A 14,443-nucleotide genomic window follows, 5' to 3' on the forward strand; every position below is an offset into this window, starting at 1 on the left:
GCTCGCCCCATCGAGCCCATCCCCCGTACGTCCCCGTTCTCCCCGCGCGCCACACGATCGCCGGGTGTCGCCACTGTGACGCATCGGGGCGCTCATGGCCACCACCCCGGGGGGCGGGTTCCGGCCGTCCCTTCCCGCCCGCCCGGCGGGGGCGCGGTGGTCCGGCTCCGGCCGGGCGGGGCCGGGAGCCCTCGTGGCGGGGGGCCGGGGGCGGCCCCGTACCGTGGGGGGCGTGTACCGGTTCCTGAGGACCCCCCGCTGGTGGGGGATCCATCTCTTCGTCCTGCTGGCCATCCCCTTCTGCGTGTTCATGGGGACCTGGCAGATGGGCAAGTTCGAGGATCGCGTCGACTCCCACCGGGAGGCGGAGCAAAAGCCGCCGGCGAGCGCGGAGGCGGCCGTGCCGCTGGCGTCGCTGCTGCCGGTGGACAAGGAGACCTCCGGGCGGGCGGCGAAGGCCCGGGGCCGGTACGGGAAGCAGTTCCTGGTGCCGGGCCGCGAGCTGGACGGGAGGTCGGGGGCGTACGTGCTGACGCTGCTGCGGACGGACGGCGGCCGGTCGCTGCCGGTGGTCCGGGGCTGGCTGCCGGCGGGCGCCGAGGCCCCCGCCCCGCCGTCCGGCGAGGTCACGGTGGTGGGCGCGCTCCAGGCGTCGGAGAACCAGGGCACCAAGGGCGTCACGGCGGGCGGGCTGCCCGAGGGGCAGCTCGGCATGATCAGCGCGGCTTCGCTGGTGAACGTGGTGGACGACGAGGTGTACGACGCGTGGGTCACGCTGAGCGCGTCGCCGGCCGGTCTCACCCCGGTCCCGGCCGCCGCGGCGGCGGGCACCGGCCTGGACGCGAAGGCGTTCCAGAACCTCGGCTACACGGCGGAGTGGTTCGTCTTCGCGGGCTTCGTGGTCTTCATGTGGTTCCGGCTGCTGCGCCGGGAGGCGGAGGCGGCCCGCGACGCGGAGCTGGGCCTGGACGGGCAGGGCTGAGGGGTACGGGGAAGGGGCCGGGGAGCGCGTGCTCCCCGGCCCCTTCCGCGTACCGCGCTCAGTTCTTGAGGAGGCCGGTCCGGTAGACGGTGCCGGCGCAGGCGTCCGGCAGGACGGTCTCGGCGGACGGGCTGCCGGGCTCGGCGGTGTGGCTGACGGTGATGCCGCCGGTCGCCGGGCCGCCCCGCAGGAGCTGGGCGGACATGCCGGTGTCGGTGCCGGTCTTGCCGCCCGGCTCGGTGCCGCCCGCCGGGGTGCCCTCGCCGCCGGGGCCCGTGGTGGGCTCGACGACGACGCCGCCGCTGGGGGTGGGCGTCGGCGCGGTCGGCGTCGGCGTCGGGACGGTGGGCGGCGGGACGGAGGCGGTGGGGCTCGGGGTGGTGCCGGTGGTCGGGCAGGTCGCGCTCGGCACCCAGGCGAACTTCACCTGGTACGAGTCGCCCACCGCGAGGAGCAGCGAGGAGGAGTCCCCCGAGGGGTCGGGCAGGCCGTCGGCCGGGTCTCCGGCGGAGTGCCGCACGACGCTGATCCGGCCGGGGTCGGCGGCGCCGCTGGTGCGGACGCCGACGAGGCCGTCGCCGTCGACGAGGCAGGGGGCCGTGGAGGCGTTGACGAGGGTGAAGCCGCCGTAGACCGTGCCCTTGGCGTCGGGGTTGCCGGAGCCGACGCCGGTCACCTTGAGGGCGTCGCCGGCGCAGCGGGGCGCGGTGACGCCGGGGGCGGTGCCGGTGGCGCCGGGGCCGGGGAGGTCGCCGGTCTGCCCGGCGCCCTGCGGGGTGCCCTCGGCGGGCGGGGTCGGGGCGGCGGGGCTGCGGGTCCCGGCGGGGCCCTCGGTGTCGGCCTCGGCGCCGGTGCCGCCCTGGGCCTGCTCGCCGTGTCCGGCGTTGACCGGGTGGGCGGCGGTGAGGCCGGGCGAGCCGGCGACATGCACCAGGGCGGGGACGGCGGTGCCGACCAGGACCACGGCGGCGGCGGCGCCGACGAGGGCCTGCCGCTTGCGGGCGCGGCGGGCCGGGACGGCGTGCCGCAGGTGGTCGAGGGCGTCGGTGGAGGGTTCGAGTCCGGCGACGGCGCCGTGGAGCAGCCGCCGCAGCGCCGGCTCGTCGTCGTCCCCGCCGTCCCCGCCGGGGCCGGGCTCGTTGTCCTTCATCAGTCGTCCGCTCAGATCGTCACGTCCGGCGCGCTCCCGTCCCGGGAGGCGCCGGACGCGTTCGTCGGGGTCGTGGCGCTGCTCGTGGCCGCCGCGCTCGTCCCGCTTCCCGTCCTGCTCGGGGCCGCGGCTCATGCCTTCGCCTCCATGGCGATGCGGAGGGCCGCGATGCCCCGGGAACCGTACGCCTTCACCGAGCCGAGCGAGATGCCGAGGGTCTCGGCGACCTGCGCCTCCGTCATGTCGGCGAAGTAGCGCAGGACGAGGACCTCGCGCTGGCGGCGCTGGAGCCCCTTCATCGCCTGGATGAGGGCGTCGCGCTCCAGCCGGTCGTAGGCGCCCTCCTCGGCGCTGGCCATGTCCGGCATCGGCTTGGACAGCAGCTTGAGGCCGAGGATGCGGCGGCGCAGCGCGGACCGGGAGAGGTTGACCACGGTCTGCCGCAGGTAGGCGAGGGTCTTCTCGGGTTCGCGGACGCGGCGGCGGGCGGAGTGGACGCGGATGAACGCCTCCTGGACGACGTCCTCGCAGGAGGCGGTGTCGTCGAGGAGGAGGGCGGCGAGGCCGAGGAGGGACCGGTAGTGGGCCCGGTAGGTCTCGGTGAGGTGGTCGACGGTGGTGCCGGCCGCGGGGGCGTCCTCGGCGGCGGCGCGCGGCGCGGGGATGCCGTCGACGGCGCCCGCGCGGGATTCGATGGGCACGGTGGTGCTCACCGGCGGCCCGTCGAGGGCGCGCGGCCGGCCGGGCGGCAGGACCGCGCCGGGGCTCCGCCGGGGGAGCACGACCGGGCGCTTCCCGCGCGGCGGGGCGATCGCCGGTATGTCGAGTACGTCTGGCACGGCTGTTTGACGCGTGTCTCCCCGGGATGGTTGTACGGGTCCGCCTCCGGTCCCGGTGGCGGCTCGTTCGTCCTCATGCGCAACCGTTCTCCCCCTGCCCCGTTCCACCGCGTGCCCCACGTCGCGGTCGTGGGTGAACGCGGAGACGCACCCCGTCCGCCCCGTAGTTGCGGCATGGGGGAAACAGCATCGTCCGCCACGGCATCGCCGCAGTTCAAGTGGGTTCCGCCACCGACTTGATCACAGGATGTTCACAGATCCTCCTAAGACCCCCCAATCGGAACGGCCGGAATCGGTCGGCCGGTTCACCGCGCCCGTGACGCACCGCGCCCGGCCGCTGGAGGGCGGCCGGGCGCGGTGGGAGGGAGCGCGGCGGGTCAGCGGCCGGTGCCCCCGTAGACGACGGCCTCGTCCGAGTCGCTGTCCAGGCCGAAGGCCGTGTGGACGGCGCGGACGGCCTCGTCGACGTCGTCGGCGCGGGTGACGACCGAGATCCGGATCTCGGAGGTCGAGATCAGCTCGATGTTGACGCCCGCGTCGGACAGGGCGCGGAAGAAGTCCGCGGTGACGCCCGGGTTGGTCTTCATGCCGGCGCCGACGAGGGAGATCTTGCCGATCTGGTCGTCGTAGCGCAGCGAGTCGAAGCCGATGGCGCCCTTGGCCTTCTCCAGGGCGTCGATGGCCTTGCGGCCCTCCGCCTTGGGGAGGGTGAAGGAGATGTCGGTGAGGCCGGTGGAGGCCGCCGACACGTTCTGCACGATCATGTCGATGTTGATCTCGGCGTCCGCGACGGCCCGGAAGATGGCCGCGGCCTCGCCCGGCTTGTCCGGCACCCCGACGACGGTGATCTTCGCCTCGGAGGTGTCGTGGGCGACACCGGAGATGATGGCCTGCTCCACCTTGTCCCCTGTCGGTTCGTTGCTGACCCACGTGCCCTGGAGTCCGGAGAAGGACGAGCGGACGTGGATCGGGATGTTGTAGCGGCGTGCGTACTCGACGCAGCGGTGCAGCAGCACCTTGGAGCCGGAGGCGGCGAGCTCCAGCATGTCCTCGAAGGAGATCCAGTCGATCTTCTTCGCCTTGGTCACCACACGCGGGTCGGCGGTGAACACGCCGTCGACGTCGGTGTAGATCTCGCAGACCTCGGCGTCGAGCGCGGCGGCGAGCGCCACGGCCGTGGTGTCGGAGCCGCCGCGGCCGAGGGTGGTGATGTCCTTCTTGTCCTGGGACACGCCCTGGAAGCCCGCGACGATGGCGATGTTGCCCTCGTCGAGGGCGGTGCGGATGCGGCCCGGCGTGACATCGATGATGCGCGCCTTGTTGTGGACCGAGTCGGTGATGACACCCGCCTGGCTGCCGGTGAACGACTGGGCCTCGTGGCCCAGGTTTTTGATCGCCATGGCCAGCAGGGCCATGGAGATCCGCTCTCCGGCGGTCAGCAGCATGTCGAACTCACGTCCGGCAGGCATGGGGGAAACCTGCTCGGCGAGATCGATCAGCTCGTCCGTCGTGTCGCCCATCGCGGAGACCACGACGACCACCTGGTGGCCGTTCTTCTTGGCTTCCACGATCCGCTTGGCGACGCGCTTGATGCCTTCGGCATCGGCAACGGAGGAGCCTCCGTACTTCTGCACGACAAGGCCCACGTGCGCTCCTCGCTCGGTCGGTGCCGCAGCCCGCGCTGCGGTCGGCTCAGTCTAACGAGCGACCGAAAAACACCGGCTCGCTATCACATCCTGAGACGACATGCTCAGGAAGTGATCATTCGGTGCCCTAGAGGCCCTTCAGGCCGAGGGGCCCTGCGATCTCCTGGACCATGACGCGGCCCGCCTCCTCGGCGAGGTCGTCGTCCGCCAGGTCCTCGTCCGTGTCGAGGCCGTCGAGGGCCGCGAGGGGCTGGTCGAGGCGGACGTGGGCGACCAGGGACTGGAGGGCCCGCAGGGTGGCCGAGGCGGTCGGGCCCCAGTTGGAGAAGTACGAGAACTGCCACCACCACAGGGCCTCGCTGGTGCGGCCCGCGCGGTAGTGGGCGAGACCGTGGCGGAGGTCGGCGACGATGTCGGCGAGGTTGTCCGAGATGCGGGCCGGGACCGGCGCCTTGCGGGGCTCGTACGGGTCGAAGACCTCGGAGAAGACGTCGATCGGCTCCAGCATCACCGCGAACCGCTCGCGCAGGTCGTCCACGTCCGGTTCCGGGCCCGTGTCCGGCTCGTACCGCTCGTCGGGGACGATGTCCTCGTGCGCGCCCAGCCGGCCGCCCGCGAGCAGCAGCTGCGAGATCTCCAGGAGCAGGAAGGGCACCGCGCTGTCCGGCTCGTCGCCCTTGGCGACCTCCGTGGTGGCGACGATGAAGCTCTCGACGGAGTCGGCGATCTGGACCGCGAAGTCGTCGGGGTTCTGCGTGATGGAGTGCAGCGTGGGGTCAGACATCGAGGAGCCTCCCTGGGAGCGCGCCGGCCCTGTCGTCATACATCTAGCAGCCTCCGGCCCTCGAAGGCACGGCCCAGCGTCACCTCGTCGGCGTACTCCAGGTCGCCGCCGACCGGGAGGCCGCTGGCGAGCCGGGTGACCTTGAGCCCCATGGGCTTGATCATCCGGGCCAGGTAGGTGGCGGTGGCCTCGCCCTCCAGGTTGGGGTCGGTGGCCAGGATCAGCTCGGTGACCGCGCCGTCCGCGAGGCGGGCCAGCAGCTCGCGGATCCGCAGGTCGTCGGGGCCGACGCCCTCGATCGGGCTGATCGCGCCGCCGAGGACGTGGTACCGCCCCCGGAACTCGCGGGTCCGCTCGATCGCGACGACGTCCTTCGGCTCCTCGACCACGCAGATCACGGTGAGGTCCCGGCGCGGGTCGCGGCAGATGTTGCACAGCTCCTGCTGCGCCACGTTCCCGCAGACCGCGCAGAACCGGACCTTCTCCTTGACCTCCAGGAGGGCGTGGGCGAGCCGGCGGACGTCCGTCGGCTCGGCCTGGAGCACGTGGAAGGCGATCCGCTGCGCGCTCTTGGGACCGACGCCGGGCAGCCTGCCCAGCTCGTCGATCAGGTCCTGGACCACGCCTTCGTACAACGGAACGCCCTTCCGGGGAGTGCTCTGGTGCTCTTACGGTAGTGGCTGGGGGCGCCGGTCAGAAGCCCAGACCCGGCATCCCGCCGAGGCCCTGCGCGAGCGGGCCCAGCTTGGCCTGCTGGAGCTGCCGCGCGTTGTCGTTGGCGGCCTGGACGGCGGCGACGACGAGGTCGGCCAGGGTCTCGGTGTCCTCGGGGTCGACCGCCTTCGGATCGATGACGAGGGCGCGCAGCTCGCCGGAGCCGGTGACGGTCGCGGTCACCAGACCGCCGCCCGCCCGGCCCTCGACCTCGGTCGCGGCGAGCTCCTGCTGGGCGCGGGCGAGGTCCTGCTGCATCTTCTGCGCCTGCTGGAAGATCTGCTGCATGTCGGGCTGGCCGCCACCGGGGATCACGGTCACTCCTCGTGGTTGAAGATCGGCCGGTCACGTGTCGTACCGGTGGTTCGAGCCTACGTGGTCGCGGACCGCCCCGCCGGGGCAACTCTTTCGGGTGAGGGACGGCGGGCTCCTCTACCTGATCAACCCGCCCGTGCGGGCGGAAATCCCGGGATTCCGGGCCCGCGGCCCTCCATTCGGCGGTAGGAAGGGCGGGCACCACGTGCACCGCACGTCACAGAAGGACACGAGCGACACGAACGCTGGGCTGAACAGAGGAGTCCCCCGGTGAGCCACCAGCCGGAGATGCAGCCGCCGGGGCAGCCCGGGGAAGCCGTGCACAGAGATCTGACCGGGAAGCCCTTCCCGCTGGGCGACTGGGGCGAGCCCGCCGAGCGGCTCGACGAGCTGTACCGCTGGGTGGAGGCCAACGCCCTGCGCACCGCCGAGTGGTACCTGTCGGACCGGGTCTGGAAGCGCCGCTTCGCCCGGGTGATGCGGCTGGGCACCGCGCTCGGGGTGATCGCCGGGGCCGCGCTGCCGCTGCTCGACCTCACCGGGGTCGCCCGGGGCACCGCCGGCTGGGGCTACCTCTCGCTGCTGCTCGGCGCCGCCTGCCTGGCCTGCGACCGGTACTTCGGGCTGACCTCCGGCTGGATAAGGGACGTGGCGACCGCGCAGGCCGTGCAGCGCCGGCTCCAGGCGCTCCAGTTCGACTGGGCCTCGGAGAGCGTGCGGGAGGTCCTGGGGCCCACCGAGGGCACCGCCAGCGAGGCCGCCGAGCGGTGCCTGGGGGTGCTGCGCCGCTTCTCGGAGGACGTGACCGAGCTGGTGCGGGCGGAGACGGCGGACTGGATGGTCGAGTTCCGCTCGGGTCCGGCGCCGCTGGCGCTCCAGTCGGTCGGGGTGGTGCCCGCCCGGCCGGAGGTCCCGTACCCGCCCGGCCGCTTCCCGCTGCCGCCGGGCACCCGGCCCAACATGCCGCGCCAGCGGCCCCCGGAGACCCGCTGAGGGTCCCCGGGACGGCCGCCGGACCCCTCAGCTGAGGATGATCATGGAGCCCTGGGCGAGGCTGCGGACGGCCGCGGCGTGCAGCCCCAGCCAGACGTGCCGCTCGCGGGCGAACGGACCGTCGTCGTACGCCGCCGGGGCGGCCGGCTCCTCCAGCTCGGTGGGCCGGGCGGGCGGGGCCGGGGCGGCCGGCGGGTTCGCCGGGTCGATGCCGAGCGCGGGCGCCACGAACTCCAGCTCCCGCAGCAGCCCGTACGAGGAGCCGAGCGGCCCGCCGCCCTCCAGCAGCTCGTCGTTGGAGAGCGGGACGGGGAAGTCGACCGGCACGTAGGCGCCGGCGTGGTCGTAGTGCCAGACCAGGTGGGACTGCTGGGCGGTGGCCTCGAACATCTCCAGGAGCTGCTCGTAGTCGCCGCCGAGCTCGCCGACCGGCTCGACCGGCAGGCCGCAGATCCGCAGCAGGTAGGCGCGGCGCAGGAAGTGCAGGGCCTCGTAGTCGAAGCCCGCGACCGGGGCGACGTCGCCGGAGAGCCCCGGCATGTAGGCGTAGACGGGCACGGTCGGCAGGCCGGAGGCGCTGAGCACCGCGTCGTAGGCGGCGAGGTCCTCGGCGAAGGGGTTGTCGGGGCTGTGGCACAGCACGTCGACGAGGGGGACCAGCCACAGGTCACAGGCCAAGGGAGGCTCGCTCTCCGTCGGTTTCGGGAGGGCCAGGGTAGTCGGCGGGACCGACCGCGCCCACCCGTGGAGGAACTGCCCCGGGAAGCGGCCCCTCAACCCGGCTCACGCGCCGGGCCCGGCCTCCAGCCGGTCGGCCCAGGCCAGGGAGTGCGCGTGGTGGTCGCGCACCACCGCGACGGCGGCCTCGGCGTCGCCGCGGGTGACGGCGTCCACCAGCTCCACGTGGCCCGCCCAGAGCCGGCCGGCGGGGTCCCGCTCGGCCCGCAGGTGGGGCACCGAGAAGGCCCAGGTCTGCACGCGCAGGCGGTGCAGGAAGTCGGCGATGGGGGCGTTGCGGGCGACCAGCCGGCCGAGCTCGTGCCAGAAGCGGATGTCGTAGCCGATGAGGACGTCGAGATCGCCCGCGCGGGCGGCCCGCGCGGCGGCCTCGCCCCGGCGCCGTATCGACACCAGGACGACCCCGACGCCGGGGTCGGGCTCGGGCCGCGCGGCGCGGGCGGCGGGGGTGTGGCGGCGGAAGACGCCCTCGACGACGAGCATCCGGGCCTCGACCATGTCCCGGAAGTCGCCGACGGAGAAGCCGTGCACCCGGAAGCCGCGGTGCTGGTCGGAGTCGAGCAGGCCCTGCGCGCACAGGTCCACGAGGGCTTCGCGGACCGGGGTGGCGGAGACGCCGTACTGCTCGGCGATCTGCTTGACGGTGAATTCCTGCCCCGGCCGGAGACGCCCCGCGAGGACTTCGTCACGGAGCGCGTCCGCGATCTGCCGACTGAGGGTGCTGCGGGTGACGGCGCTGTTCGCGGACGTGCCGGGCATGCGGGATGGGCCCCCTCCGTGCGGTACCGGAAGACTCTAGTCCAGACCTTCGGGAGAGGACCCGGGTCGCACGGGGCGACCTCAGACGGTGTGCTCGTCGGCGATCGTCAGGGCGGCGTCGAGGGCGGCGAGGCCCTCGGCGATCTCCGCGTCGGTGACGTTGCAGGCGGGCACGGCGTGGGTGCGGTTCATGTTGACGAAGGGCCACAGGCCGTTCTTCTTGGCGGCGGCGGCGAAGGCGGCCATCGGCGCGTTGGCCTCGCCGGAGGCGTTGTACGGGACGAGCGGCTCGCGCGTCTCCCGGTTCTTCACCAGGTCGAGCGCCCAGAAGACGCCCATGCCGCGGACCTCGCCGACCGAGGGGTGGCGCTCGGCGAGCGCGCGCAGGCCGGGGCCGAGGACGGTCTCGCCGATGCGGGCGGCGTTCTCCACGACCTTCTCGTCCTCCATCACGTGGATGGTGGCGACGGCGGCGGCGCAGGCCAGCGGGTGGCCGGAGTAGGTGAGGCCGCCGGGGTAGGGGCGGGTCTCGAAGGTGGCGGCGATCTTCTCGCTGATGGCGACGCCGCCGAGCGGCACGTAGCCGGAGTTGACGCCCTTGGCGAAGGTCAGCAGGTCGGGGACGACGTCGAAGTGCTCGGCGGCGAACCACGTGCCGGTGCGGCCGAAGCCGGCCATGACCTCGTCGAGGACGAAGACGATGCCGTACCTGTCGCAGATCTCGCGGACGCCGGCGAGGTAGCCGGGCGGCGGGGTCATGATGCCGGCGGTGCCGGGGACGGTCTCCAGGATGATCGCGGCGATGGTGCCGGGACCCTCGAAGGCGATGGTGTCCTCCAGGTGCGCGAGGGCGCGCGCGCACTCCTGCTCCTCGGTCTCGGCGTAGAACGGCGAGCGGTAGAGGAACGGGGCCCAGAAGCGGACGACGCCCGCCGAGCCGGTGTCGGAGGCCCAGCGGCGGGGGTCGCCGGTGAGGTTGATCGCGGTGGAGGTGGCGCCGTGGTACGAGCGGAAGGCGGAGAGGACCTTGTGGCGGCCGGTGTGCAGCCGGGCCATCCGGACGGCGTTCTCGACGGCCTCGGCGCCGCCGTTGGTGAAGAAGATCTTGTTCAGGTCGCCGGGGGTGCGCTCGGCGATGAGGCGTGCGGCCTCGGAGCGGACGTCCACGGCGAAGGCGGGCGCGAAGGTCGCGAGCTTCCCGGCTTGCTCCTGGATCGCGGCGACGACCTTGGGGTGCTGGTAGCCGATGTTCGTGTAGACGAGACCGCTGGTGAAGTCGAGGTAGCGGTTTCCGTCGTAGTCCCAGAAGTACGAGCCCTCGGCGCCGGCCACGGCGAGCGGGTCGATCAGGCCCTGGGCGGACCAGGAGTGGAAGACGTGCGCGCGGTCGGCGGCCTTGACGGCGGCGCCGGCCTGCGGATCGGGGACGACATGAGGGGTCATGCACCGAAGGGTAAGGAGCCGCAGGTAAGAGGGCCATCACCATCCTGTCCACCGAGAGCCCGCCGGACACGACACCTTGCTCTGCCGCGCGGTCCGGTGCGGATTCCGTCGCCCCGGCTCCCCCGGACGCGGCGCCGCCCCGGCCGGGGGAGCGGCCGGGGCGGTTCTCTTCGGGGGCGGGGTCAGCAGGAGAGGTTGGAGCCCGCCGGGACGCCGAGGATCTGGGTGAACTGCTGGTACTTGGTGACGCGGCTCTGGACCTGGGCGGGGTTGCCGCCGTTGCACTCCAGGGCGCCGTTGATGGCCCAGATGGTCTGGCCGAAGCCGGCGCCGTTGACCATGGCGTTGTGGGCGGTCATGGTGCCGGGGCCGTTCTGGGTGTTCCAGTACCAGAGGCCGGTCATCATGGCGACGTCCGGCTCGCGCTCGACCCGCCAGGGGTTGTTCAGCAGGTCGATGCCGAGCGCGTCGCCCGCGGCCTTGTAGTTGAAGTTCCAGGAGAGCTGGATCGGGCCGCGGCCGTAGTAGGCGGCCTGGCCGGCGGGGCAGCCGTAGGGCTGGTTCGCGTCGCAGTAGTGCGGGTAGTTCGCGGTGTTCTGCTCGACGATGTAGTAGAGGCCGGCGGTCTCGTGGGAGACGTTGGCGAGGAAGGCGGCGGCCTCCTGCTTCTTCAGCGTGTCGCTGCCGGTGTTGGCGAAGGCGGGGAACTTCTTCGCGGCGGTGACCAGCCCGGCGTACGTGTAGAAGGGGTTCCGGTTCGGGAACATCTGGTTGAACTGGGCCTCGGTGACGACGAAGTCGCCGGGCTGGGGCTGCTCGCCGCCGCCGCCCGTGCCGCAGGCGCCCTCGTCGCGCCAGACGTCGCTGGAGCCGGGACGCTCGTTCTGCGTCCACCACTTCGCGTACCAGTTGCGGCCGTTGTACGAGGCGGTCATGCCGCCGGTGTAGACCTGGCCCGAGTTCCAGGCGGTCAGGCAGGCCGGCGCGGCGCCCGCGGAGGCCGCGGGGAGCAGGACGGCGAGTCCGATGGCCGTACAGAGGGCCAGGAAGAGGGAGGTGACGCGTCGCATGCGCTGTCGTCCTTCCGGTGGGGGGAAGGCCAGCGAAGCCGCAGTGGTCTGAACCTGTCAAGGTCTAGACCAGGAGTGGCGAGAAGGCGCCACGTCACGACGCCGCCCCGCCATGTCCGGGACACGGCGGGGCGAAAATCGGAGAGCCCGGGGGCGTACGGCGACGGCCGGGACGGGGCGGGACGGCGGGCCCTCGGGGCCACGGGGCGGGACAGGACGGCGGCCCCTCGGGACCGTGCCGCCCGGCGGAGCATCAGATCATCAGGACGACTCAGATCATCAGGACGATGCGGCCGGGGCGGTGGCCCGCCTCCGCGCGCCGGTGGGCCTCCCCCGCCTCCTCCAGCGGCAGCACGTCGGCCACCCGGGTCGCCAGGCCGCCCGCCGCCGCCAGGTCCAGGAACTCCCGCAGCCGGGCCCCGTCCGGCCGGCCGGCCACCGCCTCCACCCGGATCTCCCGCTCGCCCGCCGGCATCCGCTCCGGCGAGGCCGGCACGAAGACCCCGCCGTCCTTGACCGCCGGCAGCAGCGGGTCGGCGATCAGGGCCGCGTCGAAGACCCCGTCCACCCGCTCCGGCGCGAAGCCGAGCACCCCCGTCACCACGTCCTCCGGCGCCCCGCGCGGCACCACCCCGTCGGCCCCGAGGAGGCCCAGCTCGGCCGCGTCGCCCGCGTCTCCGAGGGCGATCACCCGGTGGCCCGCCCGCGCCGCCAGCTGCACCGCGAACCGGCCGACCACCCCGCTCGCCCCGGTGACCAGCACCACCGACCCCTCCGGCAGCGCCATCAGGTCGAGGGCCTGGGCGGCGGTCAGCACCGAGAGCGGCAGCGAGGCGGCGTCCGTGAAGTCCACGGAGTCCGGGACCGGCGCCAGCCAGCCGGGCTCCACCAGAACCGTCTCCGCGTACGTCCCCGCGCCGGTGCCCTCCTGGATCCAGGGCACGAAACCGGCCACCCGGGTGCCCACGGGCAGGCCGGGCACCGGGTCGAGCAGGGTGCCCGCGAAGTCGTAGCCGAGCACGAAGGGCGGGGCCAGTTCGCCCAGCACCCCGGCGAACCGGCCGGAGCGGATCTTGAGGTCCGCCTGGTTCACCCCGGCGGCCCGCAGCCGCACCCGGACCCGGCCCGGGGCGTCGGCGGGATCGGGCTCGGGGCGGCGGCCCAGCCTGAGCACCTCGGGTCCGCCGTAGGCGGTCACTTCGACGACACGCATGGGGGTTCCTCCTCCGGAAGCTCCCCCTCGCCGCCATTACATCCACGCTCCCGCACCCCGGCAACCCCGGCCGGGCCACCCGGACGAGCCCCCGGCGGGGCGGCGGGTGGCCCCGGCTGAACAAGGGGCGAAATCCCGGTGTCGGTCCGCCGCCCCGCCCCCGTACTCGCACACCCGTGCGTACCGTCCCGGGCATGGAGTGGATAACCGCCGAGAACGTGGTCGCCGTCGCCACCGCCCTCCTCGGCGTCCTCGTCTCGGTCGGCGCCGTCTGGTTCGACCGTTTCAAGCCGCAGCGCAAGCGCCTCGGCTACCGGGTCCAGCTCAACACCCCCCTGCACAAGGAGGGCGCCGACCGGGACGGCGACGTGATGACCGTGCGCGCGGGCGAGGTGCTGGGCAACGCCGCCGACGGCGCCACCCTCGTCCTGCTCCGCATCGAGAACGACCGCGAGCTCGACATCGGCACCGACGACTACGGCGTCGCCCCCGACGCGCACGCCCTGCGCGTCACCTTCGGCACCCCCGCCGTGACCGTCCTCGGCGTGGTCGCCACCGTCCCCGGCGGCTGGGGCTCCGTCCGCGACGACCTCGACGGCGCCCCCGGCCTCGGCCGGACCGGCAACGCCGTCCTCGTCCCCCGGATCGCCCTCGACACCGGCCGCTACTTCAAGCTGCTCGTCCAGCTCTCCGGCCCGGTCGCCGACCGCGACATCAAGGTCCACGGCACCCTCGCCGGCGGCTCCATCCGCCGCAACCGCTCCACCACCCCCGACGACCAGGCCGGCCGCTTCAGCGGCGCCGCCCGGACCGTCACCGTCGTCCTCACCGCCTGCGTCGTCGCCCTCGCCGCGCTCGTCGTCCGCGAGCAGGACCCGCCGCCCATCGGCTGCGCCCGCGGCAGCCTCACCGTCACCGGCTCCACCGCCTTCGCGCCGGTCGTCCGCGAGGTGGCGGAGGCGTACGAGCGGGACTGCGCGGGCGCCACCGTCACCGTCGTCCCCGACGGCTCCACCGCCGGCGTCCGCCACCTCGCCGACGCGGGCGCGAAGGCGGACGCCGAGGCCCGGCGCGAGGACGGCGGCGAGGGCGGGGGCGCGCCCGCCGTCCTCGCCCTCTCCGACGGCCCCGCCCCCGCCGGCCCGCCCCGGCTGCGCGAGCACCCGGTGGCCGTCTCCCTCTTCGCCGTCGTCGTCCACGACGACCTCCCGGTGCGCGGCCTCACCCTGGACCAGCTGCGCTCCCTCTACCGGGGCGACGTCGTCCGCTGGAACCGGCTGCGCGGCCCCGGCCTCCCCGCGAACCTGCCCGACCGGCCCGTGCTCCTCGTCAGCCGGGACGCCAACTCCGGCACCCGCGAGGTCTTCCAGCGCCGCGTACTGGGCCGCAACGAACCCGTCAACTCCTCCCGCGACTGCGCCACCTCCGACGACCCGGAGGCGCGGGCCGTGCGCTGCGAGCTCGACTCCACCGACCAGGTCCTGGCCACCGTCGCCCGGCTGCCCGGCGCGATCGGCTACGCCGAGCTCGGCGCCGTCGCCGCCGCGAAGGGGCTGCACCCGGTCTCCCTCGACGGCCGCCTCCCGGTCCCCGGGGAGCTGGGCGCCTCCCCCTACCCGTACCGGGAGGTCGAGTACGCGTACACCTGGGGCGATCCGCCGGCCGGCTCGCTGACCGCGAGCTTCCTGGACTACCTGGCCCGGGGCCGGGGGCAGGACCTGGTGCGCGCCCGGGGGCACCTGCCGTGCGCCACCCCCCGGGGCCTGCGGGTCTGCGGCGAGGACTGACGCCGGACCG

General features: G+C 74.0%; 14 protein-coding genes. 3 read left to right on the forward strand and 11 right to left on the reverse strand.

Annotated elements, in window-relative coordinates; translation table 11 throughout:
- Positions 1 to 232: 232 nt before the first annotated feature.
- Positions 233 to 982 carry an SURF1 family protein gene (locus tag IE219_RS22640; RefSeq protein ID WP_189980362.1) on the forward strand — a complete coding sequence of 250 codons (750 nt, stop codon included), beginning with the start codon at positions 233 to 235 and terminating at the stop codon, positions 980 to 982.
- A 58-nt stretch (positions 983 to 1,040) separates the two neighbouring features.
- Here IE219_RS22640 and IE219_RS22645 read toward each other — a convergent pair whose 3' ends face one another.
- From IE219_RS22645 to IE219_RS22670, 6 genes are all read right to left on the reverse strand, one after another.
- On the reverse strand, positions 1,041 to 2,267 hold the full coding sequence (locus IE219_RS22645) for a hypothetical protein (protein WP_229849943.1): 1,227 nt from the start codon (positions 2,265 to 2,267) through the stop codon (positions 1,041 to 1,043).
- The gene (locus IE219_RS22650; RefSeq protein WP_373298872.1) at positions 2,264 to 2,971 is read right to left on the reverse strand and encodes a SigE family RNA polymerase sigma factor; all 708 of its coding nucleotides are present in this window, start codon (positions 2,969 to 2,971) and stop codon (positions 2,264 to 2,266) included. The genes IE219_RS22645 and IE219_RS22650 overlap by 4 nt, the downstream gene beginning before the upstream one ends.
- A 377-nt stretch (positions 2,972 to 3,348) precedes the next feature.
- Positions 3,349 to 4,617, reverse strand: coding sequence for an aspartate kinase (locus tag IE219_RS22655; protein ID WP_189980364.1), 1,269 nt, complete (start codon positions 4,615 to 4,617; stop codon positions 3,349 to 3,351).
- Between the two features lie 127 nt (positions 4,618 to 4,744).
- Positions 4,745 to 5,401 carry a DUF5063 domain-containing protein gene (locus IE219_RS22660; RefSeq protein WP_189980366.1) on the reverse strand — a complete coding sequence of 219 codons (657 nt, stop codon included), beginning with the start codon at positions 5,399 to 5,401 and terminating at the stop codon, positions 4,745 to 4,747.
- A gap of 35 nt (positions 5,402 to 5,436) precedes the next feature.
- A complete protein-coding gene (recR, locus tag IE219_RS22665) occupies positions 5,437 to 6,036 on the reverse strand; it encodes a recombination mediator RecR (protein WP_189980368.1) in 600 nt (199 codons plus the stop codon).
- A 58-nt stretch (positions 6,037 to 6,094) separates the two neighbouring features.
- Positions 6,095 to 6,430, reverse strand: coding sequence for a YbaB/EbfC family nucleoid-associated protein (locus IE219_RS22670; protein ID WP_189980369.1), 336 nt, complete (start codon positions 6,428 to 6,430; stop codon positions 6,095 to 6,097).
- A 288-nt stretch (positions 6,431 to 6,718) separates the two neighbouring features.
- Here IE219_RS22670 and IE219_RS22675 point away from each other — a divergent pair, with 288 nt between their 5' ends.
- On the forward strand, positions 6,719 to 7,423 hold the full coding sequence (locus IE219_RS22675; protein WP_229849951.1) for an SLATT domain-containing protein: 705 nt from the start codon (positions 6,719 to 6,721) through the stop codon (positions 7,421 to 7,423).
- Positions 7,424 to 7,450: 27 nt separating this feature from the next.
- Here the strand turns inward: IE219_RS22675 and IE219_RS22680 are convergent, their stop codons facing one another.
- From IE219_RS22680 to IE219_RS22700, 5 genes are all read right to left on the reverse strand, one after another.
- Positions 7,451 to 8,101, reverse strand: a complete 651-nt coding sequence (locus IE219_RS22680) for a putative DNA-mimic protein (protein WP_189980373.1) — start codon at positions 8,099 to 8,101, stop codon at positions 7,451 to 7,453.
- Between the two features lie 105 nt (positions 8,102 to 8,206).
- Positions 8,207 to 8,920 carry a GntR family transcriptional regulator gene (locus IE219_RS22685; protein WP_189980374.1) on the reverse strand — a complete coding sequence of 238 codons (714 nt, stop codon included), beginning with the start codon at positions 8,918 to 8,920 and terminating at the stop codon, positions 8,207 to 8,209.
- A gap of 81 nt (positions 8,921 to 9,001) precedes the next feature.
- A complete protein-coding gene (locus IE219_RS22690) occupies positions 9,002 to 10,363 on the reverse strand; it encodes an aspartate aminotransferase family protein (protein ID WP_189980377.1) in 1,362 nt (453 codons plus the stop codon).
- 182 nt (positions 10,364 to 10,545) lie between these two features.
- Entirely contained in the window at positions 10,546 to 11,433 is an 888-nt protein-coding gene (locus IE219_RS22695) for a glycoside hydrolase family 19 protein (protein WP_189980380.1), read from the reverse strand.
- Between the two features lie 271 nt (positions 11,434 to 11,704).
- On the reverse strand, positions 11,705 to 12,646 hold the full coding sequence (locus tag IE219_RS22700; RefSeq protein WP_189980382.1) for an NADP-dependent oxidoreductase: 942 nt from the start codon (positions 12,644 to 12,646) through the stop codon (positions 11,705 to 11,707).
- 194 nt (positions 12,647 to 12,840) lie between these two features.
- Here IE219_RS22700 and IE219_RS22705 point away from each other — a divergent pair, with 194 nt between their 5' ends.
- Complete coding sequence (locus tag IE219_RS22705) at positions 12,841 to 14,433, forward strand: PstS family phosphate ABC transporter substrate-binding protein (protein ID WP_189980384.1); 1,593 nt, start codon at positions 12,841 to 12,843, stop codon at positions 14,431 to 14,433.
- Positions 14,434 to 14,443 lie beyond the last annotated feature (10 nt).

Origin of the sequence: Streptomyces termitum, from assembly GCF_014650175.1 — a bacterium.
Taxonomy (GTDB): Bacteria; Actinomycetota; Actinomycetes; order Streptomycetales; family Streptomycetaceae; genus Streptomyces; species Streptomyces termitum.

What these genes read in the sequence shown, in the direction of transcription:
- IE219_RS22700 (WP_189980382.1), bottom strand. Translation starts at nt 12,646, where the DNA reads ATGCGTGTCGTCGAAGTGACCGCCTACGGCGGACCCGAGGTGCTCAGG.
- IE219_RS22695 (WP_189980380.1), bottom strand. Translation starts at nt 11,433, where the DNA reads ATGCGACGCGTCACCTCCCTCTTCCTGGCCCTCTGTACGGCCATCGGA.
- IE219_RS22705 (WP_189980384.1), top strand. Translation starts at nt 12,841, where the DNA reads ATGGAGTGGATAACCGCCGAGAACGTGGTCGCCGTCGCCACCGCCCTC.
- IE219_RS22690 (WP_189980377.1), bottom strand. Translation starts at nt 10,363, where the DNA reads ATGACCCCTCATGTCGTCCCCGATCCGCAGGCCGGCGCCGCCGTCAAG.
- IE219_RS22660 (WP_189980366.1), bottom strand. Translation starts at nt 5,401, where the DNA reads ATGTCTGACCCCACGCTGCACTCCATCACGCAGAACCCCGACGACTTC.
- IE219_RS22675 (WP_229849951.1), top strand. Translation starts at nt 6,719, where the DNA reads ATGCAGCCGCCGGGGCAGCCCGGGGAAGCCGTGCACAGAGATCTGACC.
- IE219_RS22685 (WP_189980374.1), bottom strand. Translation starts at nt 8,920, where the DNA reads ATGCCCGGCACGTCCGCGAACAGCGCCGTCACCCGCAGCACCCTCAGT.
- IE219_RS22645 (WP_229849943.1), bottom strand. Translation starts at nt 2,267, where the DNA reads ATGAGCCGCGGCCCCGAGCAGGACGGGAAGCGGGACGAGCGCGGCGGC.